Source organism: Pseudoxanthomonas koreensis, from assembly GCF_010093225.1.
GTDB classification, from domain to species: Bacteria; Pseudomonadota; Gammaproteobacteria; order Xanthomonadales; family Xanthomonadaceae; genus Pseudoxanthomonas; species Pseudoxanthomonas koreensis.
This window is the reverse complement of sequence record NZ_PDWM01000044.1, coordinates 1-21,191: the sequence shown is the minus strand read 5'-3', so window position 1 is coordinate 21,191 and position 21,191 is coordinate 1. Positions and strand designations below refer to the sequence as shown.

17 protein-coding genes, 1 pseudogene and 1 riboswitch are annotated in these 21,191 nt (G+C 71.1%); of the genes and pseudogenes, 4 read left to right on the top strand and 14 right to left on the bottom strand.

All coding sequences use genetic code 11. From position 1 onward, the window contains the following. Nucleotides 1-202: 202 nt before the first annotated feature. The 3 genes from CSC64_RS12075 to CSC64_RS12065 are packed head-to-tail and all read right to left on the bottom strand — an operon-like array spanning nucleotide 203 to nucleotide 2,755. On the bottom strand, nucleotides 203-607 hold the full coding sequence (locus CSC64_RS12075; RefSeq protein WP_162435577.1) for a hypothetical protein: 405 nt from the start codon (nucleotides 605-607) through the stop codon (nucleotides 203-205). Between the two features lie 16 nt (nucleotides 608-623). Then, nucleotides 624-1,838, bottom strand: a complete 1,215-nt coding sequence (locus CSC64_RS12070) for a multidrug effflux MFS transporter (RefSeq protein WP_162435580.1) — start codon at nucleotides 1,836-1,838, stop codon at nucleotides 624-626. 29 nt (nucleotides 1,839-1,867) lie between these two features. Beyond that, nucleotides 1,868-2,755, bottom strand: coding sequence for a hypothetical protein (locus CSC64_RS12065; RefSeq protein WP_162435576.1), 888 nt, complete (start codon nucleotides 2,753-2,755; stop codon nucleotides 1,868-1,870). A gap of 223 nt (nucleotides 2,756-2,978) precedes the next feature. Further along, a riboswitch (glycine riboswitch) is annotated at nucleotides 2,979-3,098 on the top strand. Between the two features lie 47 nt (nucleotides 3,099-3,145). On the opposite strand from CSC64_RS12065, the gene gcvP reads away from it, so the two are divergent. Together gcvP and CSC64_RS12055 are read left to right on the top strand one after the other, a co-directional pair. Next, entirely contained in the window at nucleotides 3,146-6,031 is a 2,886-nt protein-coding gene (gene gcvP, locus CSC64_RS12060; RefSeq protein ID WP_162435575.1) for an aminomethyl-transferring glycine dehydrogenase, read from the top strand. Between the two features lie 186 nt (nucleotides 6,032-6,217). Continuing rightward, nucleotides 6,218-6,406, top strand: a pseudogene (locus tag CSC64_RS12055) (HupB); the annotation flags it as partial. 117 nt (nucleotides 6,407-6,523) lie between these two features. Here the strand turns inward: CSC64_RS12055 and CSC64_RS12050 are convergent. The 8 genes from CSC64_RS12050 to lexA form a co-directional block, all read right to left on the bottom strand. Beyond that, entirely contained in the window at nucleotides 6,524-7,042 is a 519-nt protein-coding gene (locus CSC64_RS12050; protein ID WP_162435573.1) for a hypothetical protein, read from the bottom strand. 130 nt (nucleotides 7,043-7,172) lie between these two features. Next, a complete protein-coding gene (locus CSC64_RS12045) occupies nucleotides 7,173-7,322 on the bottom strand; it encodes a hypothetical protein (RefSeq protein ID WP_162435572.1) in 150 nt (49 codons plus the stop codon). 15 nt (nucleotides 7,323-7,337) lie between these two features. Next, the gene (locus CSC64_RS12040; protein ID WP_162435571.1) at nucleotides 7,338-7,502 is read right to left on the bottom strand and encodes a hypothetical protein; all 165 of its coding nucleotides are present in this window, start codon (nucleotides 7,500-7,502) and stop codon (nucleotides 7,338-7,340) included. A 353-nt stretch (nucleotides 7,503-7,855) separates the two neighbouring features. Next, entirely contained in the window at nucleotides 7,856-8,488 is a 633-nt protein-coding gene (locus tag CSC64_RS12035; protein WP_425501724.1) for an alpha-ketoglutarate-dependent dioxygenase AlkB, read from the bottom strand. Nucleotides 8,489-8,526: 38 nt separating this feature from the next. Continuing rightward, nucleotides 8,527-11,856 (bottom strand): error-prone DNA polymerase, encoded by a 3,330-nt coding sequence (locus CSC64_RS12030; protein ID WP_162435570.1) that lies wholly within the window; start codon nucleotides 11,854-11,856, stop codon nucleotides 8,527-8,529. Beyond that, nucleotides 11,853-13,358, bottom strand: a complete 1,506-nt coding sequence (locus CSC64_RS12025) for a Y-family DNA polymerase (protein WP_162435569.1) — start codon at nucleotides 13,356-13,358, stop codon at nucleotides 11,853-11,855. Before CSC64_RS12025 ends, CSC64_RS12030 begins: the two co-directional genes overlap by 4 nt. 9 nt (nucleotides 13,359-13,367) lie before the next feature. After that, nucleotides 13,368-13,994: a translesion DNA synthesis-associated protein ImuA gene (imuA, locus tag CSC64_RS12020; RefSeq protein WP_162435568.1), complete on the bottom strand. Its 627-nt coding sequence runs from the start codon at nucleotides 13,992-13,994 to the stop codon at nucleotides 13,368-13,370. Between the two features lies 1 nt (nucleotide 13,995). Then, entirely contained in the window at nucleotides 13,996-14,658 is a 663-nt protein-coding gene (gene lexA / locus CSC64_RS12015) for a transcriptional repressor LexA (RefSeq protein ID WP_162435567.1), read from the bottom strand. A gap of 239 nt (nucleotides 14,659-14,897) precedes the next feature. Here lexA and CSC64_RS12010 point away from each other — a divergent pair, with 239 nt between their 5' ends. Together CSC64_RS12010 and CSC64_RS12005 are read left to right on the top strand one after the other, a co-directional pair. Continuing rightward, nucleotides 14,898-15,119: an AbrB/MazE/SpoVT family DNA-binding domain-containing protein gene (locus CSC64_RS12010; RefSeq protein WP_162435566.1), complete on the top strand. Its 222-nt coding sequence runs from the start codon at nucleotides 14,898-14,900 to the stop codon at nucleotides 15,117-15,119. 10 nt (nucleotides 15,120-15,129) lie between these two features. After that, the gene (locus CSC64_RS12005) at nucleotides 15,130-15,558 is read left to right on the top strand and encodes a type II toxin-antitoxin system death-on-curing family toxin (RefSeq protein WP_162435565.1); all 429 of its coding nucleotides are present in this window, start codon (nucleotides 15,130-15,132) and stop codon (nucleotides 15,556-15,558) included. Nucleotides 15,559-15,679: 121 nt separating this feature from the next. Here the strand turns inward: CSC64_RS12005 and CSC64_RS12000 are convergent, their stop codons facing one another. The 3 genes from CSC64_RS12000 to CSC64_RS11990 form a co-directional block, all read right to left on the bottom strand. Next, nucleotides 15,680-17,032 (bottom strand): MATE family efflux transporter, encoded by a 1,353-nt coding sequence (locus CSC64_RS12000; RefSeq protein WP_162435564.1) that lies wholly within the window; start codon nucleotides 17,030-17,032, stop codon nucleotides 15,680-15,682. 72 nt (nucleotides 17,033-17,104) lie between these two features. Beyond that, on the bottom strand, nucleotides 17,105-18,235 hold the full coding sequence (locus tag CSC64_RS11995) for an AI-2E family transporter (protein WP_162435563.1): 1,131 nt from the start codon (nucleotides 18,233-18,235) through the stop codon (nucleotides 17,105-17,107). 148 nt (nucleotides 18,236-18,383) lie between these two features. Continuing rightward, nucleotides 18,384-21,002, bottom strand: coding sequence for a M1 family metallopeptidase (locus CSC64_RS11990; RefSeq protein WP_425501723.1), 2,619 nt, complete (start codon nucleotides 21,000-21,002; stop codon nucleotides 18,384-18,386). Nucleotides 21,003-21,191 lie beyond the last annotated feature (189 nt).

Genomic DNA, 21,191 nt, shown 5'->3' with positions numbered 1-21,191 from the left:
ATCATGGCCAACGTCGGCCGCAGCGCCAGCGTGCTGCACGCCTGCCGGATCCTCGGCGTGGGCGTGGCGGTGGACGGCTTCGGCACCCGCCACTCCTCGCTGGCCTACCTCAAGCGGCCGCCGCTGACCACGCTGCAGATTCACCCGGAGTTCGGCGGCGGCCCGACCCCCGACCCGGACGACGGGGCGGTCACCAGCCCCGTCAGCGGCACGGGCCCACCGGCGCCGCCGCCCCCATCTCCGCCTCGAGCTGCTGCTCGTAATCGGCCAGCGACTTGCCGTGCCCCGCCGCTTCCAGCGCCGCTTCGTCGCGCAGCGCATCGGAATAGACCAGCTTCACCGGCACGCCCTGTTCGTCGTGCAGGCGCTGCGCGCGACGGATCAGCATCAGCACCTGCGCGGCGCTGTCGCTGCTGCCGACGATGCGTCCGTCCATGCCCAGCACCCACGTCCCCGACTGGCGGACGATCCCGGCCAGCAGCCCGCCGTCGCGGTCGCGCAGCTCGGCGTGCGGCTCGATCGGCGGCCGCTCGGCGCGCGCCTTGTTGCGTTCGCGCTCGGCCTTGCGCCTGCGCGCGTCGCGGCGGGCCTTGGACTGGATCGACATGGACGCTTCCTCGAAGTCAGAGCTGCTCGCCGGGCTCCAGCGTAGGCGATGACGGCGGCGGCGGGAACCGGCGCGACACCCGCGCCTCCCAGCGCCAGAACAGCCAGCCCAGCAGGGTGAAGCCGGCCATGCCCAGGGCCAGGTGCAGGCCGTGGTGGCTGAGCAGCGGCGACAGCGCGCCGGCGATCGCCGAGTTGAGTACCAGCTGGGTGAAGGCCTGCAGCGACGAGGCGGAACCGCGCTGGCGCGGATACATGTCCAGGATCGCCAGGGTCAGCACCGGGAACACCAGCGCCACGCCGAACGAAGCCAGGCTCATCGGCAGCACCGCCCACGGCACCGCGATCGCCGGCGCCAGCGCGCAGTAGGCCACGTTCGCCGCCGCGGCCACGCCGATGCAGGCATAGCCCACCCCGACCTGGTAGGCCGGCTGCCAGCGCCCGGCCACGCGCCCGGAAACGAATGCGCCGATGGTCATGCCACCGATGGTCGGGAAGAACAGCCAGGCGAACTCCTGCTCGCCCAGGCCGAGCAGGTCCATCACGAATGCCGGCGCCGAGGCGATGTACAGGAACAGTCCGGCGAAGCCGAATGCGCCGGCCGCAGCCAGGCGCTGGAAGCGCGGGTTCAGGGCGATGGCCACGTAGTCGCGCAGCAGGCGCCCGGGACGCAGCGGCATCCGCGCCTGCGGCGGATGCGTCTCCGGCAGCCACAGCGCGGTGCTGGCCAGCAGCAGCAGCGAGAACGCGACCAGGAACCAGAAGATCAGCGGCCAGCGCCCGACCCCGAGCATCCAGCCGCCGATGATCGGCGCGATCGCTGGGGCGATGCCGAAGATCATCGACACGTGGCTCATCAGCCGCTGCGCGGCGCTGCCCTGGAGCACGTCGCGGATCACTGCGCGGCCGACGATCAGGCCCACGCCGGCCGACAGCCCCTGCAGCGCGCGGAACGCCAGCAGCGTGGCCAGGTCGCCGGCCATCGCGCAGCCGGCCGAGGCGATGATGAACACCGAAAGCCCGGCCAGGATCACCCGCCGCCGCCCGATGGCGTCGGACAGCGGTCCGTGGACGATGCTCATCAGCGCATAGGCGCCCAGGTAGACGCTGATGGTCTGCTGCATTGCCAGCTTGTCGGCACCGAACTGCGCGGCCATCTGCGGGAAGGCCGGGAAGATGGTGTCGATCGAGAACGGGCCGAACATCGCCAGCCCGCCCAGCAGCAGGGCCAGGCGGCGGTTGGAGGGCAGCGCGCGCGGGTTCACGGCGCCGGTTCCTGCGCCGTCGCGGGCGTGGCGGGCGGGCTCGTGTCCGTGTCGGATGCCGGCACGGTGCCATCCGTCGTTTCCGCTGCCGGCGCGGCTGCGGCGCGCGCCGGCAGCGGCGCCACCAGCCGCGGCGGCGGCGCGGGCGGCCGCAACGAGGCGAGCCGCTTGACCGCCGCCACCGGCACCGCTTCGGCGCGCTGCTGCTGCGGCCACCACAGCAGCACGAAGGCGCTGGTGGTGCCCAGCAGTTGCGCTTCTCCCGGCAACGGCGCGGACTCGCCGGCCAGGGTCACCTCCACGCGATTGCCGCTGCCGTCGTCGCGGATGTTCACCGCCTTGGTCACCACGTAGGCGGTGCAGGCCCAGACCATGCCCAAGAACACCGCGAACACCATGCCGCTCACCGGCGCCATGCCGATGCCGCGCCAGCGCATCCAGCGATGCTCGGGGAACATGGCCCGCCCCCACCAGCGGCGGCGCAGCCGCTCCACCCGCTGCGGTTCGCGGGCGCGGTACAACTCCGGCCAGCTGATCGCCAGCGCCAGCAGCACCGAGGCGCCGAGCAGGGCGGCGTAGGCCGGGTCGCGCAGGCCGGCCACCAGGTAGTCGCTGGCCTGCATGTATTCGAGGATCGGCAGGCCGAACATGCGGTAGAACCAGTAGCTCGCCCACAGGCCGATGAACGAGACGAACAGGTACGCCACCGCCACCATCAGGCTGGGCTCGCGCAGCAGCAGACGCCACGAACGCACCACCCAGGGCTCGCCCTCGTCCTGCCGCTCCGGGAGCGGCGGCGCCAGTTCCGGGGCGCCGGCAGGCACCGCGGGCGCCTCGGGGTCGGGAATCACGGCCGCCGCAGCGGTTGTGCTGGTGTCCTGCATGCCTTCCTCGGCCGTTTCCCGCCATCCGGACGGGCCAGGCGCCGCCCCCCCATGCGGGCGGGCCGGCGCTGAACAGGGCGCCATTTTAAGCCATCGCTCCCCGGCCGGCGGGCCGCCCCCGGGCGTATAATCCGGCCACACCGCGTGCGGTGGGAGAAGCGGGGCGACCCGCTGCCGAAGGCGCAAACGCCCGTAATCGCTCAGGCTCCCATACCACCGCCCGCAACAACACTCTGGAGAGACCGGCCGCCCGCCAGGGCCGCGCCGGCGCCGAAGGGGCACGAAGCCGCGACCTCGCCCGCGCCGCTTCCAAACTCTCAGGCAAAAGGACAGAGGGGCATTCCGTCGCGCATCGCGCGGCGCCTTCCCGCCCCTGTCCGGACCGCCTCCATGTCCCAGCACACCCCTTCCCTGCGCGACCTCGAACAGCACGACGCCTTCGTCGGCCGCCACATCGGCCCCAACGACGCCGAGATCGCGACGATGCTCGCCACCGTCGGCCATGCCTCGCTCGAGGCGCTGACCGACGCCATCGTCCCGGCCAGCATCAAGTCGCCCGCGCCGCTGGCCCTGCCCGACAGCCTCACCGAGGAAGAAGCGCTGGCGAAGATCCGCGCCATCGCGCTGAAGAACCAGGTGTTCCGCAACTTCATCGGCCAGGGCTACTACGGCACCCACACGCCGAAGGTGATCCTGCGCAACATCCTCGAGAACCCGGCCTGGTACACCGCCTACACCCCGTACCAGGCGGAGATCTCGCAGGGCCGCATGGAAGCGCTGATCAACTTCCAGCAGATGTGCGCCGACCTGACCGGCATGGAGATCGCCAACGCCTCGCTGCTGGACGAGGCCACCGCCGCGGCCGAGGCGATGACCCTGGCCAAGCGCTCGGGCAAGTCGAAGTCCGACACCTTCTTTGTCCACGACGCGGTGCATCCGCAGACCCTTGAAGTGCTGCGCACGCGCGCCGAGCCGATGGGCATTGTCCTGCGCGTGGGCACGCCGGAAGAGGCGCTGGAAGCGGAAGCCTTCGGCGTGCTGCTGCAGTACCCGGACACCTTCGGCCATGTCGGCGACCACAAGGCGCTGGCCGATGCCGTGCACGCGCGCGGCGGCCTGGTCGCCGTGGCCACCGACCTGCTGGCGCTGACCCTGATCGCCGCGCCCGGCGAATGGGGCGCGGACATCGTGGTCGGCAACTCGCAGCGCTTCGGCGTGCCGTTCGGCTTCGGCGGCCCGCACGCGGCGTTCATGGCCTGCCGCGACGCCTACAAGCGCTCGATGCCCGGCCGCCTGATCGGCGTGTCGATGGACACCGACGGCAACGCCGCCTACCGCCTGACCCTGCAGACCCGCGAGCAGCACATCCGCCGCGAGAAGGCCACCTCCAACATCTGCACCGCGCAGGTGCTGCTGGCGGTGATGGCCTCGATGTACGCCGTGTACCACGGCCCCGAGGGCCTGACCCGCATTGCCAGGCGCACCCACCGCCTGGCCGCGATCCTGGCCGCCGCGCTGCGCGGCGCCGGGGTCAAGGTCGGCGAGCGCTTCTTCGACACCCTGCACATCAAGGATGTCGATGCCGGCGCGATCATCGCCAAGGCCCGCCATGCCGGGATCAACCTGCGCGAAATCGACAGCGAAGCGCTGGGCATCAGCCTGGACGAGACCACCACCCGCGCCGACATCGTCGCCCTGGGCGCGCTGTTCGGCGCGCAGGTCGACGTCGACGCGCTGGACGCGGCCACCGCCGACGCGCTGCCGGCCGGCCTGCTGCGCACCAGCGCGTTCCTGCAGCACCCGGTGTTCAACACCCACCACAGCGAGCACGAGCTGCTGCGCTACATGCGCGCCCTGGCCGACAAGGACCTGGCCATGGACCGCACGATGATCCCGCTGGGCTCGTGCACCATGAAGCTCAATGCCACCGCCGAGATGATCCCGATCACCTGGCCGGAATTCAGCGCGATCCACCCGCTGGCCCCGGCCGAACAGACCGAGGGCTACCGCGAGCTGATCTCCGGCCTGGAGGCGATGCTGGCCGAATGCACCGGCTACGACGCCGTCAGCCTGCAGCCCAACTCCGGCGCGCAGGGCGAATACGCCGGCCTGCTGGCGATCCGCGCATACCATGCCTCGCGCGGCGAGGGCCATCGCGACATCTGCCTGATCCCCGAATCGGCGCACGGCACCAACCCGGCCTCGGCGCAGATGTGCGGGATGAAGGTGGTGGTGACCAAGTGCGATGCCAACGGCAACGTCGACGTCGAGGACATCCGCCGCGCCGCCGAAAAACATTCGGCCCAGCTCGCAGCGATCATGATGACCTACCCGTCCACCCACGGCGTGTTCGAGGAGGATGTGGTCGAGATCTGCGAGATCGTCCACCAGCACGGCGGCCAGGTGTACACCGACGGCGCCAACATGAACGCGCTGGTCGGCGTGGCCAAGCCGGGCAAGTGGGGTTCGGACGTCTCCCACCTGAACCTGCACAAGACCTTCTGCATCCCGCACGGCGGTGGCGGCCCGGGCGTGGGCCCGTGCGCGGTCAAGTCGCACCTGGCGCCGTTCCTGCCGAAGGCGCTCGGTGAGCAGGGGGTGCGTACCCCAGGCACTGGCGGCGGCACCATGGTCAGCGCCGCCAGCTTCGGTTCGGCCTCGATCCTGCCGATCAGCTGGATGTACGTGGCGATGATGGGCAGTGCCGGGCTGCGCAAGGCGACCCAGGTCGCCCTGCTCAACGCCAACTACATCTCGAAGAAGCTCGCGCCGCACTACGGGACGCTCTACACCGGCCGCAACGACCTGGTCGCGCACGAGTGCATCCTCGACGTGCGCCCGCTGGAGAAGGCCACCGGCATCGGTGCCGAGGACGTGGCCAAGCGCCTGATCGACTTCGGCTTCCACGCCCCGACCCTGAGCTTCCCGGTCGCCGGCACGCTGATGGTCGAGCCGACCGAGAGCGAATCGCTGCACGAACTCGATCGCTTCATCGACGCGATGATCCAGATCCGCGAGGAGATCCGCGCGATCGAGGACGGCCGCCTGGACCGCGAGGACAACCCGCTCAGGCACGCACCGCACACCGCGCTGCAGGTGTCGGGCAGCGAGTGGACCCACGCCTACCCGCGCGAACTGGCCGCCTTCCCGCTGCCCTCGCTGAAGCTGCAGAAGTACTGGCCGCCGGTCTCGCGCGTGGACAACGTCTACGGCGACAAGAACGTGTTCTGCGCGTGCATCCCGGTGGATGCGTACAAGGACGAAACCGTGGCGTAACCGGCCACGCCGGCGATGCTCCATCCAGGCCCCGCCACCCGGCGGGGCTTTTTTCTGGAAGGCGTGGGCGTGCGGGCAGCTGGGCCTGAACCGGCGCAAACCCCGGCCGCCGCGCTTCACGGCCACGTTACCGGCGCGGCGTTTTCCTGCACCGGCACGATCGGGTGCGAGATGCAGGAGGGCGCCATGCCTCGTGGCGACAAATCCAGCTACACCGACAAGCAGAAGCGCCAGGCCGCGCACATCGAGGAAAGCGAGAAGGAGCGCGGCCGCAGCGACGAAGCAGCCGAGCGCATCGCCTGGGCCACCGTGAACAAGCAGGACGGCGGCGGCAAGAAGAGCGGCAGCGGCCGCAAGCAGCCGAAGAACGCCTCGTAGAGCGGGGCTTGCCCCGCCGCCCCCTTCGTAGTGCGGCGCTGGCGTCCGCCGGTATAGCGAGCGGAATTACCCAGTCGAGGCGAGGTTGGGAAATTGAAGCAGAGCCGCGCCGCTTCAGGCGAGCCGCAACTGGACGAGTACCAGCCAGTTGGTCAATGCATGGACCAATACCGACGCCAGGAACCCTCGAACGGAACCCTCGACGTTGTGGATGAGCGCGCAAATAACGAAGAAGTTCACGAAAATCGAGGCGTACACGACGTCCATATACGCAACCATGTGAAGCAATGCTGCCATGGCCGCCACCAGCGCCGGAGCTTTCCAACGCCCTGGCACGACGCTTGAGGCCACCCTCAACAAAAGCAGGCAAACAAGGTTCTCGAAGACCGGCGCAAAGACTAGTGGCGAAACCCACGGCACCTTGACCTGGATATCCTGGATCCCCGCGACATCGCTTGGAAATCCGAACAGACCCGAAAGCCGGTCGATGGAGAGTTCAAGAACGTTCTGCAGCAGGAATACGCAAAGACTCAAGAGCATGCAGGCAAAAAAAAGCCTGATGGAACTGCACGAGAAGAAATTCCTTTCCAGGAACGACGAAACCTGATCCTTGGCATCGATGAAGATCGTCATCCTCAAGCGCCCTGTTGCAGAACCCGAAGCCATGAACACAGATGGACCACATCGCCCGATGGGCGGAACCCACCCTGACACCATGCTATAGGGAATGGCGCCCGAAGAGGGACTTCGGGCGCCCGGGCGATCAGGGCTTTTCTTCCAGACCCGCTCCTTCCTTCAAACCTCTCCAGAACTCCCGCGCCGCTTCCCTTGCGTACTGATAGGCCTCGTCGAGCTGGCCGAGGAGCCCTCCTCCGCACACGTGGCGGACCTCGTCTTCCGAAAGAATATCCATGTGGCCTCCTTCAGCCTAGGCGCCGTACTGCATGGCACCCAGCATCGGATCACCAATGGCGTCGATCTTCTGGCTTGTCGCAGCAACCATCCCGATGAATTTCCCGACAGCGTATGCCACGTCTCCGTAGAGACTCCCGCCCAGGACAGCCTCCAACTCGTGGGTTTCCAGCTCTCTCATTTTCAGTTCCTCCGATTCCAGCGCAATTGGCCGATGCGCGTCCGGCTTTGCCGGCCACCCGGCAAATCTTCTGGCACCGCCCCGGTTGCAACACTGGCGATGCGCTCGAGGCGAATATCCTCCCCTCCTCCTGGGCCATGCGATCAGCCGATCACCCGTGCATCCCTAGGGAAATTCCTGCTCTACAGCACCTGGACCGCACCGGATCCACAACCAGGAATCCTTTGCGCACTAAGGCATTCAGCACGTCTCGTACGCTCCGCTGCGCGTGCGTCCGATCAACCAGCCAACTACCGACAACCGCCTGGTCCATCGTGGCGCGCCGGCCAGCCCCACGTACGCCGTCGCCTCGTTCATCGCCAACCCTTCGCCGGCGCTGGCGCGGCACGCCTGTCCGCTGCCGCGTCCTGCTCCGGCCGCGCGCGGAAGACCACGCTCATCCGCGGCGGCACCGGCCGCGTCGTCTTCGGGATGCCGTGCTCGTGGGTGAGCTGGCTGGCGTGGCTCATCGCCAGCAGGCTGCCAGGCTGCAGGTCGATGCCCAGCGCGTGGCCACCGGCCTTGGCGCGGATGTTCATCCGCCGCGGCGCGCCCAGCGACAGCAGCGCGATCGGCTGGCCGGGCAGCAGCATGTGCAGCTTGTCGTTGTGCATGGCCACGCTGTCGCGGCCGTCGCGGTACAGGTTCAGGCCGACCGAGTTGTAGCCGCCCGGCACCACCGCCCGGATCCGCACCAGGATCGCCGCCAGCGGCAGCTGTGCGGGCAGGCCTTGCAGCGAGGCCGGATCGAACGGATACCAGGCCTGCAGCCGCGGCACGTCGACCACCCGTTCGTACATCGTGCGCCGCTGGTGGCGCCAGTCGCAGCCGTCACGCAGCGCGTCGAACCATGCGGCGGCCTCGCCGCCGTCGACGAAGCCGGGCCAGTAGCGGATGCCGCCCTCTTCGTCGTCCACCAGTTGCAGCGGACCGCCGAACAGGTCCAGGCCCGGCATCGAATCCTGCACGTGGAACGAGGCCCGGCTCAATGGAAATCCCTCGACTCGACCCGCATGCCGCCGAGCAGGCCGCTGAGGTCGTGCAGGTCGCCGGCGACCAGGTGATCCACTCCATCCACCCGTTCCCAGCGCCCGCGCACCGCCAGCAGCCGCGACTGCAGCAGCGCCTTGCGCCGGCGCACGGCCAGGTGCGGCCAGACGATCACGTTGACCATGCCGTGCTCGTCCTCCAGCGTGACGAAGATCGTGCCCTTGGCCGTGGCCGGGCGCTGGCGCTGGGTGACCAGCCCGGCCACGTGCACGCCGCTGCCATGGCGCCGCCCCTGCAGTTCGCGCGAACCGAGGATGCGCCGCTGCACCATCTGCGCACGCAGCAGTGCCATCGGGTGGCTGCGCAGGCTCAGGCCGGTGCTGCGGTAGTCGGCGGCCAGTTCCTCGCCCGGGCGTGGTGCCGGCAGCTCGATCCGTGCTTCGCCGGGACTGCCGGGCAGCAGCGGCCGGCGCTGCTCGATGCCGGCCACTTCCCAGCGCGCGGCGTTGCGGTGGCCGGCCAGCGAATCCAGCGCGCCGGCTTCGGCCAGCGCGTCGCGCGCCTTTGCATCCAGGCCGGCGCGCAGGCACAGGTCGCGCACGTCGGCGAACGGGCGCTGCGCACGCGCGGCCATGATCGCCTCCGCCACTTTCTCCGGCATCCCCGCCACCTGGCGCAGGCCCAGCCGCAATGCCGGCTGGCCGCCGTCGTCGTCCAGGCCGCGGCGAAGGCGGCCGCCTTCCAGGGTGTTGTCCCAGTCGCTGTGGGCCACGTCCACCGGCCGCACCTCGATCCCGGCGCGGTCGCCGCGGCCGCGCCGCGCGTCCTGCACGATCTGGCTGGGCGAGTAGAAACCCATCGGCTGCGCGTTGAGCAGCGCGCAGGCAAAGGCGGCCGGTTCGTGCCGCTTCAGCCAGCAGCTGATGTAGACCAGCTTGGCGAACGAGGCGGCGTGGCTCTGCGGGAAGCCGTAGGAACCGAAGCCTTTGATCTGCTCGAAGATCTGGTCGATGAATTCCGACGCGTAGCCTTTCTTTTCCATCAGCTCGCGGATGCGCACGCGGTGCGGCTCCATATCGCCGCCGCGCTTCCACGCCGCCATCGAGCGGCGCAGCCCGTCGGCCTCGGCCGGCGTGTAGCCGGCGTGGATCACCAGCTCCATCACCTGTTCCTGGAACAGCGGGATGCCCAGGGTTTCGCCGAGGATTTCGCGCACGCCTTCGGACGGATAGGTGACCTCTTCCTTGCCCATCCGCCGGCGCAGGTAGGGATGGACCATGCCGCCCTGGATCGGGCCGGGGCGCACGATCGCCACCTGCACCACGATGTCGTAGAACTTCGCCGGCTTCAGCCGCGGCAGCATGCTCATCTGCGCGCGCGACTCGATCTGGAACACGCCGACGGTGTCGGCGGCCTGCATCATCGCGTAGGTCGGGGCGTCATCGCCCGGGACGCCGGCCAGGTCCAGCGCCAGCCCGCGGTGTTCCCGCACCAGGTCGAAGGCCTTGCGGATGCAGGTCAGCATGCCCAGTGCCAGGCAGTCGACCTTGAGCAGGCCCAGCGTCGCCAGGTCGTCTTTGTCCCACTGGATGATGGTGCGGTCGGCCATGGCCGCGTTCTCCACCGGCACCAGCGCCGACAGCGGCGCGTCGGAAACCACGAAGCCGCCGACGTGCTGGGACAGGTGCCGCGGCCGGCCCTCGACCATCCGCGCCAGGGCCAGCACCTTGCGCAGCAGCGGGTTGGCCGGATCGAATCCGGCCTCGCGCAGGCGCTGCTCCATCGGCGCCTCGCCGTTGCCCCAGCCGAAGCATTCGGCGAGCAGGCCGACCTGGTCCGGCGGCAGGCCGAAGGCCTTGGCCACGTCGCGCACCGCGCTCTTGCCGCGGTAGCTGATCACCGTGGCGGCCAGCGCGGCGCGATCGCGGCCGTACTTGCCGTAGACGTACTGCATCACTTCCTCGCGGCGCTCGTGCTCGAAGTCCACGTCGATGTCGGGTGGCTCGTCGCGGCTTTCGGAAAGGAACCGGGCGATCAGCAGCCGGATCTCGGCCGGGTTCACCGCGGTGATGCCCAGCGCGTAGCACACCGCCGAATTGGCCGAGGAGCCGCGCCCCTGGCAGAGGATCCCGCGCGAGCGGGCGAAGCGGACGATGTCGTGCACGGTGAGGAAGAACGCCTCGTACTGCTTGAGCGCGACCAGGGCCAGTTCTTCCCCGATCTGCACGCGGACCTTGTCCGGCACGCCCTGCGGCCAGCGTTCGCGCATGCCGGCCTCGGTCAGCGCACGCAGGTGGCTGGCCGGCGTATGCCCCTCCGGCACCAGTTCCTTCGGGTATTCGTACTTCACTTCGCGCATGCCGAAGGTGCAGCGCCTGGCCAGCGCCGCGGCGGCCTGGAGCAGGTGGGCCGGGTAAATGTTGCCCAGCGCGCGGCGCGTGCGCAGGTGGCGTTCGCCGTTGCGGAACAGCAGGGCGCCGGCTTCAGCCAGCGGCACGTTGTGGCGGATCGCGGCCAGGGTGTCCTGCAGCACGCGGTCGCGGCGCCGGGCCATGTGCACGTCGCCGCTGGCCAGCGCGGGCATGTCGAGTTGCGTCGCCAGTGCCAGCAACTGCTGCAGGCGCGCTGCGTCGTCCTGTTCGCGGTGCAGCTCCACCGCCAGGTGCGCGCGGTCACCGAACACGGACTGCAGCCAGCGCCCCTGCACCGGATCGGGCTGCGCGCCGGGGATCCACAGCGCGAACAGGCCGCAGGACCAGGGGCAGCCGGGCAAGCCCGGCTCTACGCGTAGAGCGGGGCTTGCCCCGCTGCTTTCCACGCCACCGGCCAGCACGCGCTCCATGTCCGCGCGCTCCAGGCGATAGCTGCCCTTGTCCGCGGACCGGCGCGCGACCGTGATCAGTTCGCACAGCCGCGTATAGCCCGCGTGCGTCTCCACCAGCAGCACGCACTTCAGCCCACACGCCAGCACGAACTCGCTGCCCACCACCAGCGGCAACCCGGTGGCCTCGGCAGCTTCCAGCGCGCGCACGATGCCAGCCAGCGAGCATTCGTCGGTGATCGCCAGCGCGCTGTAGCCGCAATCGCGGGCGCGCTCGAACAGCGTGGCCGCATCACTGGCCCCGCGCAGGAACGAGAAGTCAGACACGCAGTGCAGCTCGGCATAGGCAGGCAGGCCGTCATCCGGCGATGCGTCGTCATTGGCCGCCTTGCCGGGCGGCGCAGGATTCCCGCGTCCCAGCCGCTGCGCCACCTCCCACGCCCGCGGCGGATGCCCGCCGGGGGTGTCGCGGTCCACGCCGTCGCGGGCGTCGTCCCAGCTCATGCGAACCACCCGTGCAGCATCCAGCCGCCCTGCGCATTGCCCTGCTCGCCCGCTGGCGCGAACGCCCAGGCACGCTGGCCCTGTGCGGTTTCCAGCACATAGTAGTCGCGACGCGCGTCGGCATCATCCCACCAGCCGCTTTCCAGCCGCTCCGGGCCGGAGACGATGTGCGCCGCGCCGCGCAGCGGCAGCGGGCGCGACAGCAGCCACAGCGGCCGCGGTGGACGCGCGGGCGCCTGCGCGATCCGCGCCGCATCGCCTTCGACCTTGCGCCAGGCCCGCTCCGGCCGCGGGTCGCCCGCGGGCGCGACCCGGTACACCGCCCCGTCGCCCAGCCGCGCGCGCAGGCGCTCGCGCAGCTGCGGCCAGGGCAGCTGCTGCTGGCTGCGAGTGTCGAACAGGTCGCGCGCGGCCGGCACGAACGGCGGCAGCTGCCGCGCCAGCAGGCGCATGGCCACTACCGGTGCGGGGATCTGCACGCGCTCCAGCCGGCTGCGCGCCAGTTCGAACAGCATCGCCGGTTCGCGCTCGGCGGCGAGCAGGCCCACCTCCACCTCGGTATGCGCGGCCGCCCCCGACCTCATGCCTCCATGCGCCACACTTGCCTGCCGCGCGTCTTCGCAACGCACGCCGCCGTGCATCACGCGCTCATGCTCCAGCCGCAGCACGAAGCGCTGCACGCCGCCGTCGCGGATCGAGAGGAAGGTGCACAGGTCGCCGACCAGCCGGCGCAGCGGGAACAGCAGCGCGGTGTGGCTCTCCACTTCGTAGCCCAGTTCCACCCGCGCATCGAAATGGTCCGGCGGCTGGTAGAACTCGAGCGGATCGTCGGCCTGGCCGTACAGCCGCTCCAGGTGCTGCAGCAGCGGCAGGCCGAAGCGCCGCCGCAGCGCATCGCGCGGCAGCGCACGCAGCGTGCGCAGGTCGGCGATCCCCATGCGCTGCAGGCGCGTGCCCAGCCCGTCCGGCAGGCAGGCGCGGCGCACCGGCACCTGGTCCAGTTGCGTGGCCATGGTCGCCGCGTGCGGGACCGCCAGCCCGTCCTGCAATCCGGCGAACACCCGTGCCGCGCGCGGGGTCGGCGCCAGCGCGATGCGGTGGCGGAAGCCCAGCGTGTCCAGTTCGTCGCGCAGCCGCGCCTCGATCCGCGGCCACGGCCCGAGCAGGCTGAAGCTGCCGCGCACTTCCAGCAGCAGGCAGCCGGGCCATTGCACGCTGACCAGCGAGCTGTGGCGGTAGGCCCAGGCGGCGAGGAAACGCTGCACGCGCGCTTCGGCGGCCACGTCGTATTCGACCATGGCGAAGTCGCGCAGCAGTGCGTGCGCGGCGACCAGGCGCATGCCCGGCGCCAGCCCCGCGGCGGCGGCGGCCGCGTTCACCGCATGCAGCGTGCGCAGCTGTGCCGGCCCGCCGACCAGCGCCAGCGGCGCCTCCGGATCAGCGCGACGGCGGAGGACGGCGTCGAGCGCCAGCTGCGGCAGCAGTACACAGGCCCAGAGCATGGCACCGCCTCACGCCGCGCCCGGGACGAATGCGCGCGCAGGCGCGGGCCCGCCACGACACTTGCGCACCTGCCATGCGCTGGCGCCACACGCGTCGCGCACGCATTCCAGGCGCAGCGCCGCCGGCGAGGCGTTGACCGCGTGTTTGCGGTCGCGCAGGGCGAAGCCCAGGCAGGCACCGCTGTCGGCCGCCACCTGCAGCCGCCGCAGCGCCGATGCGTCGGCCTGCAGCGGCCAGCCCAGCACCGCCGCGCAGGCGCCGCTGCGCAGGCATTGTTCGAACGCCCACAGCGCGTCGCGCGGTGATGCTTCGATCACCTGCAGCCCGGCCAGGTCCACGCCCGCGTCCTGCCAGGCCGGCGCGTAGGGAAGGTACGGCGGCGCGACCACGGCCACAGTGCCGCCCTCGCGCGTCATCCGTGCCAGCGTCGGCAGCAGCAGCGCCCGTTCGCCGACGCCGTCGGCCGGCAACAGCAGTTCGGTCAGCGCGCGCCTGGGCCAGCCGCCCTGCGGCAGCAGCGCGTCCAGCGCGGCGTGGCCGGTGGACTCACCGTCGGCCGGCAGCGCCGCGCCGCGCCCGGCATGCCACAGCGTGCGCGCGGCCAGCAGCGTATCGAGGGCGACGGCCTGTGCCATCTCAGCCGCGCCGCACCAGGCCGCAGTACACGCCTTCGATGGCGAAGTCCTGGCCAGGTTCGACCTCGATCGGCGCGTGCGCGGGATTGCGCGGCAGCAGGCGGATCCGGCGCCGCGCCCGCTGCCGCCGCTTGATCGTCAGTTCGCCGTCCACGCGCGCGACCACGGTCTGCCCGTCGCGCGCCTCCGGGGGGCGGTGCACGCCGACCAGGTCGCCGTCGAGGATGCCGTCGTCGATCATCGAATCGCCCTGCACGCGCAGCAGGTAGTCCGGCCGCGGCGAGAACAGGCGGCGGTCCAGCCACAACTCTTCGCCGCCCGCATCGGCGCGCAGGCCCAGGCTGGCCACGCCCTCGGCGCTGAGCGGCAGGCCGGCGGCCACCCGCCCCAGCACCGGCAGCGGGAGCAGGTCGGCGCTGCCACCGGGCAGGCGCCGGCCGCGCTTCTGCCCGGGCACCTGCTCGATCAGGCCGTCGGCGACCAGCGCCTGCACGTGCTTCTGCGCCGCAGTGCGCGAGGCGAAGCCGAAGGCGAGCGCGACCTCGGCCAGGCTCGGCGCGCGCCCGGCAGCCAGCTCGCGGCGCAGGAACTCCAGCACGGCGGCGCGCTGGGGCGGGAGTTCGGGGCTGGCCGGCGGGGTCCAGCTGGAATCGGGGAGGCTCATGGGTGTACATTTGTACACCTTCCGGTCGCGCCAGGCGAGATCCCCCTCCCTGGGACGCCACGCTCAGAGTTCCTCCAGGCAGGCCTGCCTGAGCCGGTCGTCGCCGCTGCCGGCGCAGCGGGCGGCGTAGCCGCGGGGGGAAGGGGGATCAAGCCACCGCCATCCGCCTTCCGCCCACCCCTTGCGTTACGCCCCGGCCGGCCGCAATATAACGTGCGTTATAACCGGAGCCCGGAGCCATGAAGCTCAAGATCACCACCATCGGCAATTCCGCCGGCGTCATCCTGCCGAAGGAACTGCTCGCCCGCCTGCGCGTGGACAAGGGCGACGAACTGTTCGCGCTGGAAACGCCCGACGGCATCCGCCTGACCACCTACGACCCGGTCCTGGCTGCGCAGATGGAAGTGGCCGAGCAGGTCATGCGCGACCACCGCGATCTGCTGCGCAAGCTGGCCCAGTGACGAGGCCGTCATGATCATCTGGATCGACCGCTCCTTGGCGCTGGCCATCCACGAAAGGCAACTGGCCGAGCATGGCGGAGGCGTCGGCGTGCGTGACGAAGCGTTGCTGGAGTCGGCCCTGGCCAGGCCCCACCAGTTGTTCGCGTACGGCAATCCGCCACCCGACCTGGCCGCGCTTGCCGCAAGCCTCGCCTTCGGGCTGGCCCGCAACCATCCCTTCGTGGACGGCAACAAGCGCACTGCCCACGTCTGCTATTACGTGTTCCTGGCTCTCAACGACGTACGCCTTGAGGCGAGCCTGAAGGAAATGTACGTGCAGATGATTGCTCTTGCCGAAGGCTCCCTCGACGAATCCGCCTTCGCCGACTGGTTGCGTCCGCGCATGGTCGCCGCGCACGGCCACAGCGTGCAGGAACGCAAGGCGCGCTACGCACGCTGAGCCCACGCCATGTGGACCCGCGTGCGGTACCCGGCGCCGGTTGCCGCATCGGCGCCAGCCAGTCCGCCGCCCACGCGACCGGCCCCCTGGAACTGGGCAAAGCAGCGGGGCAAGCCCCGCTCTACGGATTTCGGACGGTTTCCAGCGAGTGCTCCAGCTCCCGGTAATACGGCAGCAACGCCAGCGCCCGCGCCACCACGAACACCACGAACGCCGCCCACAGCCCGTGGTTGCCCCACATCGCCGTCGCCGGCCACGCGCACAGCGCGAACACCGCCAGCGAGACGAACCCGGCATTGCGCATCGCCCGGGTGCGGGTGGCGCCGATGAACACCCCGTCGAGCTGGAACGCGGCCACCGACAGCAGCACGTACAGCGCCGCCCACGGCAGGTGCGCGCGCGACACCGCGGCCACCTCCTGCAGCGAGGTCAGCAGGCCGACCACCGCGCCGCCGCCCAGCCACAACCCGGCCGCAAGCAGCACCGCGGTGGCCAGCGCCAGTTCGCTCGACAGCCGCACCGCGCGGCGGAACCGCACGCGGTCGCGCGCGCCCACCGCCGTCCCCACCAGCGCCTCGGCCACGTAGGCGAAGCCGTCGAGGAAGAACGCGCTGAACGAGACCAGCTGCAACAGCAGGTGGTTGGCCGCCAGGGTCGTGTCGCCCAGCCCGGTGCCCAGCCGCGCGAACGCACCGAAGCCGGCCAGCAGGCACAGCGTGCGCAGCATGATGTCGCCGTTGGCCGCCAGCGTGCGGCGCAGGCGCGCGCGGTCGCCGATCCGCGCCCACGGCAGGAACGGCTCGGCGTCGCGGTGGCGCCCGCGCAGCATCCGCCACACCCCCACCGCCGCGACCAGGCAGGTGGTCCATTCGGCGATCGCCGTGCCCAGGCCGATGCCGCGCGCGCCCAGCCCCAGCACCCCGGCGAAGTACACGTCCAGCCCCGCGTTGAGCCCGTTGAGCAGCAGTTGCACCAGCAGCAGCGTGCGGCTGCGGCCCAGCCCGACCAGCGCCCCGCACAGCGCGTACAGCGCCAGCGCCGCCGGCGCGCCCCACACCCGCGCGTTGAAGTAGGCCGAACCGGTGCCAGCCACTGCCTCGCTGGCATCCATCAGCGCGAAGTAGCCGGCCACCAGCGGCCACTGCAGCGCCCACACCGCCACGCCCAGCCCCACGCCCAGCAGCAGCGGCCGCACCAGTGCCGCACGCACCTCCGGTTCGTCGCCCGCCCCGGCCGCCTGCGCGACGAAGCCGGTGGTGGACAGGCGCAGGAAGCCGAAGCTCCAGTAGACGAAATTGACCAGCAGCGCGCCCAGCGCCAGCGCCCCCAGACCCGCGGCGCTGCCGAAGTGGCCGATCACCGCCGTGTCCACCAGCCCCAGCAGCGGCACCGAGGCATTGGCCACGATGAGCGGCCAGGCCCGGCGGGCGATGGTGGCGCGTGTGAGCGGTGGCCGAACCTGCGATCCAGTCATCCGCGAATCATGCCGCACGGCGGGGACACATCAGGCGCAGGACGCCGGCGCCGCCCCGTGGACAACCCCGCCTCACGCCCCCGGCGCTTCCCCGCCACCGGGCACGGCCGCTCCGCCCTCGCGGTCCTCGCCGTTCGCCACCCAGTCGGAGAAGACCGTGTAACCCACCGCCAGCAGCACCGCGCCGATGAACAATCCCGCGATGCCGGCGCTGGCCACGCCGCCGATCGCGCCGATCAGGACCACCAGCATCGGCACGTCCACGCCGCGGCCGAGCAACAGCGGCTTAAGCACGTTGTCGATCGTGCCGGCCAGCACGAAGAACACGGTGAACACGATCTTGAGCAGGGTCGAAAGCTCGTCGTTGGCAAACCACATCCAGGCGGCCGCCGGCAGCGAGACCACCACCACCGGCAACTGCAGGATGCCCAGGATCATCACCAGCAGCGCCAGCACCCCCGCGCCCGGGATGTCGGCCAGCAGGAAGCCCATGCCCAGCAGGACCGACTGGATCAGGGCCACGCCGACCACCCCGGTGGCCACCGAGCGGATCGTGGCGACCGACAGCCGCACCAGCCGCGGCCCGCGCTCCGGACCGGCCAGGCGCTCGACGATGCGCTCCAGGGCGCGGCCGCCGCGGCGCGCATGGACCATCATCACCCCGGCCACGATGATGGCGGCGAAGAACACCAGGGTCGCCAGGGCGCCATCGGCGGCCACCAGCAGCATCGGCCCCAGGTTCGCCTTGATCGGCGCACTGTGCGCTTCCACGAACACCGGCAGGTTGGCCGCCGCCTCGTTCCACAGCGCGTACAGCCGCTCGCCCACCACCGGCCACTCGGCGATGGCCGGATCCGGCGCCGGGATGGCCAGCCGGTTGTGCTCGAAATCGTCGTACAGCTCGGCCGCCTGGCCGCCCAGTGCGGTGCCGAGCAGGGCCATGGGAATGCCCAGCAGCAGCAGCGAGCCACCCACGAACACCACCCCCGCCAGCCGGCGACGCCCGCCGAGGTGGCGCACCAGCCAGTCGAACGCCGGATACAGGGCGATGGCCAGGATCATGGACAGGCCGACCAGCCCGGCGAACGGCATGAACACCCGCACGCACAGGACCAGCAGGAACACGACCACGCCGAACCGGATCAGCATCTCGGACAGGTCGGTGGTCACCAGCTTGCGGAGCGTGGCCGGGTCGGTATTCATCGGGCTCGCCGGGATTGGAGTCGCGTTGGCCACCGCCGGGGAAACCGGCGATTGGCCACGCCCGCGAACCTAGTGCCCGTCCGCTGGCGGCGGTAGTGGCCCTTGGCCTTACGGCCTGCGCGCAGCCGGCGCTCGCCGCGCGCCAGGGTCAGCGGTGCTGCGCCAGCCAGGCGTCGATCTGCGGACGGCGCTGCTCGCGCAGCCTGGCCCGGGTCTGGATCCCGGCGATCGCGGTCTGCGCGTCGCGGCGCGAGGTGGGCGCGATGTGCTGCTCGGCGAAGGCCTGGATCTTCGCGGCCGTCTCCAGCTTCGAAGAACCCGCGCCAAGCCCCGGGTAGTAACGCGCGCGCGAAGTCGAGTCGACCAGGGCGTCGACCTGCCCGCGGTGCTCCACGGCGAAGTCGAAAGCCAGCTCCGGGTGCTCGCGCGACACCGCGCCGATCATGGCCGCGCCATTGGTCGCGCCCGGCTCGCCGGTCAGGGCCATCGCCAGTGCGCGCCTGGCCAGCGCCTCGTCCCCGGCCGTGGCCAGCAGCGCGTAGTACTGGTCGCGGACCATCGACGAGGTTTCCTTCTTCGCCATCGCGCGCAGCGCGTCCCAGGTGGCCGCGTCGGCGTTGCGGGCGACGATGTCCAGCACGGTGCGCCGCTGCTCGGCCTGCAGCGACGCCGGATCGGCCTGGAACGCGGCGAAGCGGCGCCGCGCCTCGGCGATCACCTGCGGGTCGCCCAGCCGGCCGAGCACGCCGAGCAGGCGGGCGCGCAACTGCCGGGTCGTGGCCGAATCGCCATCGCGGCCGTCCCAGCCCAGCGATTCGAACCTGGGCGACAGGCGCGAGATCGCATACGCGCGCCAGGCGGCCTGCGCCTGGGCGTCGCCGTCGTACAGGCGGTCGATGTCATCCAGCGTGCCGGCCACCGCCAGCCACAGGTCCGGCGAAGCCTCCAGCGGCAGGCGCGCGGCCAGGTCCAGCAGGTCGGCCTCCGGCTGCAGGCCCACCGCGGCCAGCGCGCTGGTGTCCAGCATCACGCCCAGCTGGTCCACGGCCGGCAGCGTATCGAAACCGGCGACCAGCGCCTTGAACTGCGCAGGCGCATACAGCGTGCGGAAGTAACCCTTCTGCCCGGCGTTGACCACCACCGGCGCACCGCAGCCCGGCAGCTCCACGCGGGCCTTCCCGTCCACCAGCGCGCGCACCACCGCACCGTCGCCGCCGCGCACCGCCACCGGCACGCGCCAGCGCAGCGGCGCCTTGCCCGGGTTGTCGATGGAATACTCGCCCTGCTCCAGCGCCACCCGCGTGCGGCCGCCTTCGCAGCGCGCGCTGGCCCTGAGCAGCGGCACGCCCGGCTGCAGGGTGAAGTCGTGGGCGACCTGCATGAACTGCTTGCCGGAGGCGGCCTTGTCCATCTCGGCCCACAGCGCATCGGTGACCGCATTGCCATACGCATGCTTGCCGATGTAGCTGCGCACGCCCTCGCGCCAGGCCTCGGCGCCGACATGGTCCTCCAGCATGGAGATCACCGCCGCGCCCTTGCCGTAGGTGATGCCGTCGAAGGCCTGGCTGGCCTGTTCGACCGTGGCCACGTGCTGCACCACCGGATGGGTGGTGGCGTAGGCGTCGCGCCCCATCGCGGCGCGGCTGGTGTAGGCCGCGCGGGTGCCGTCGATGTCCCACTCCGGGTGCAGCTTGCGGGTGGTGCGGCCCGCCATCCAGGTGGCGAAGCCCTCGTTGAGCCACAGGTCGTCCCACCAGGCCATCGTCACCAGGTTGCCGAACCACTGGTGCGCGATCTCGTGCGCGGCGGTGCCGAACACGCGCTGCCGGTCGGAGACGCCGGAGATGGCCGGATCGAGCAACAGCGTGTGCTCGAAGGTGAAGATCGCGCCCCAGTTCTCCATCGCGCTGAAGAACTGGCTGCGGCCCGGCGCGGCGATGTTGTCCAGCTTCGGCAGCGGGTACGGCACGCCGAAATACTCGTTGAACTCGCGCAGCACGTCGTCGCTGGCCTCCAGCGCGAACCGCGCCTGGTCGACCTTGCCGCGCTGCGCGATCACCCCGATCTCGGTGCCGCCCTCACCCTGCAGCGTGGCGCGCTCGAAATCGCCCAGGCCCAGGAACAGCAGGTAGGTGGACATCTTCGGCGTGGTCTGGAACACCACTCGCCTGCGGCCATCGCCAACCTCCTCCTCCGAGGCCACGGGCATGTTGCTGACCACCATCTGCGCGGCCGGCGCGACCACGCCCAGGTCGAACGTGGCCTTGAAGTCCGGCTCGTCCCACGAGGGCACGAAACGGCGCGCGTCGGAGTTCTCGAACTGGGTGTACAGCGCCCGCTTCTGTCCTTCCGGCGTGGCGTAGTCCAGCGCGAACAGGCCATTGGCCTGGGTGTTGATCACCCCGCGGTAGTCGGTGGACAGCACGTACCGGCCCGGCGCCAGCGGCGTGCCGAAGGCGAAGCTGGCGGTCTGGTTCTCCGCATCCACGCTCACCTCGGCCGGCAACGGCCGGCCGCCACCGGCCGCGGCCAGGGTGCCGTTCGCGAACTCCAGGTTCGCCGCCTGCAGGACGAGGGTGTCGGTGGGCACCAGCACGTCCAGGTCGATCCGGACCTTGCCGTCGAAGGTCATCCTGTCCGCGTGCGGGGTGACCTCGATGCTGTAGTGGCTGGGCCGCGCGGTGCGCGGCAGCTGGGTGGTGACCTCCGAAGCGGCGGGTGCATGCGCGCTGGGGGGCCGGGGGGGGTGGGCGGGTATGGAAAGGATGCTGCCCGCCCGGGCCAGGGCGCTGGCGGGCCCCCGGGTACCGCGCCTGAAGAATCCCCCAGGGGTGCCGGGGGGGGAGGGGGGGGAAGCCGGGCACTGCGTCGTGCCGGGGGGGCGGGGCAGGGGGGGGAGGCACGGCCCCCCCGTGTGCGGGCCGGACGACGTTGGATGTTAGTTTGCGACTCCCAA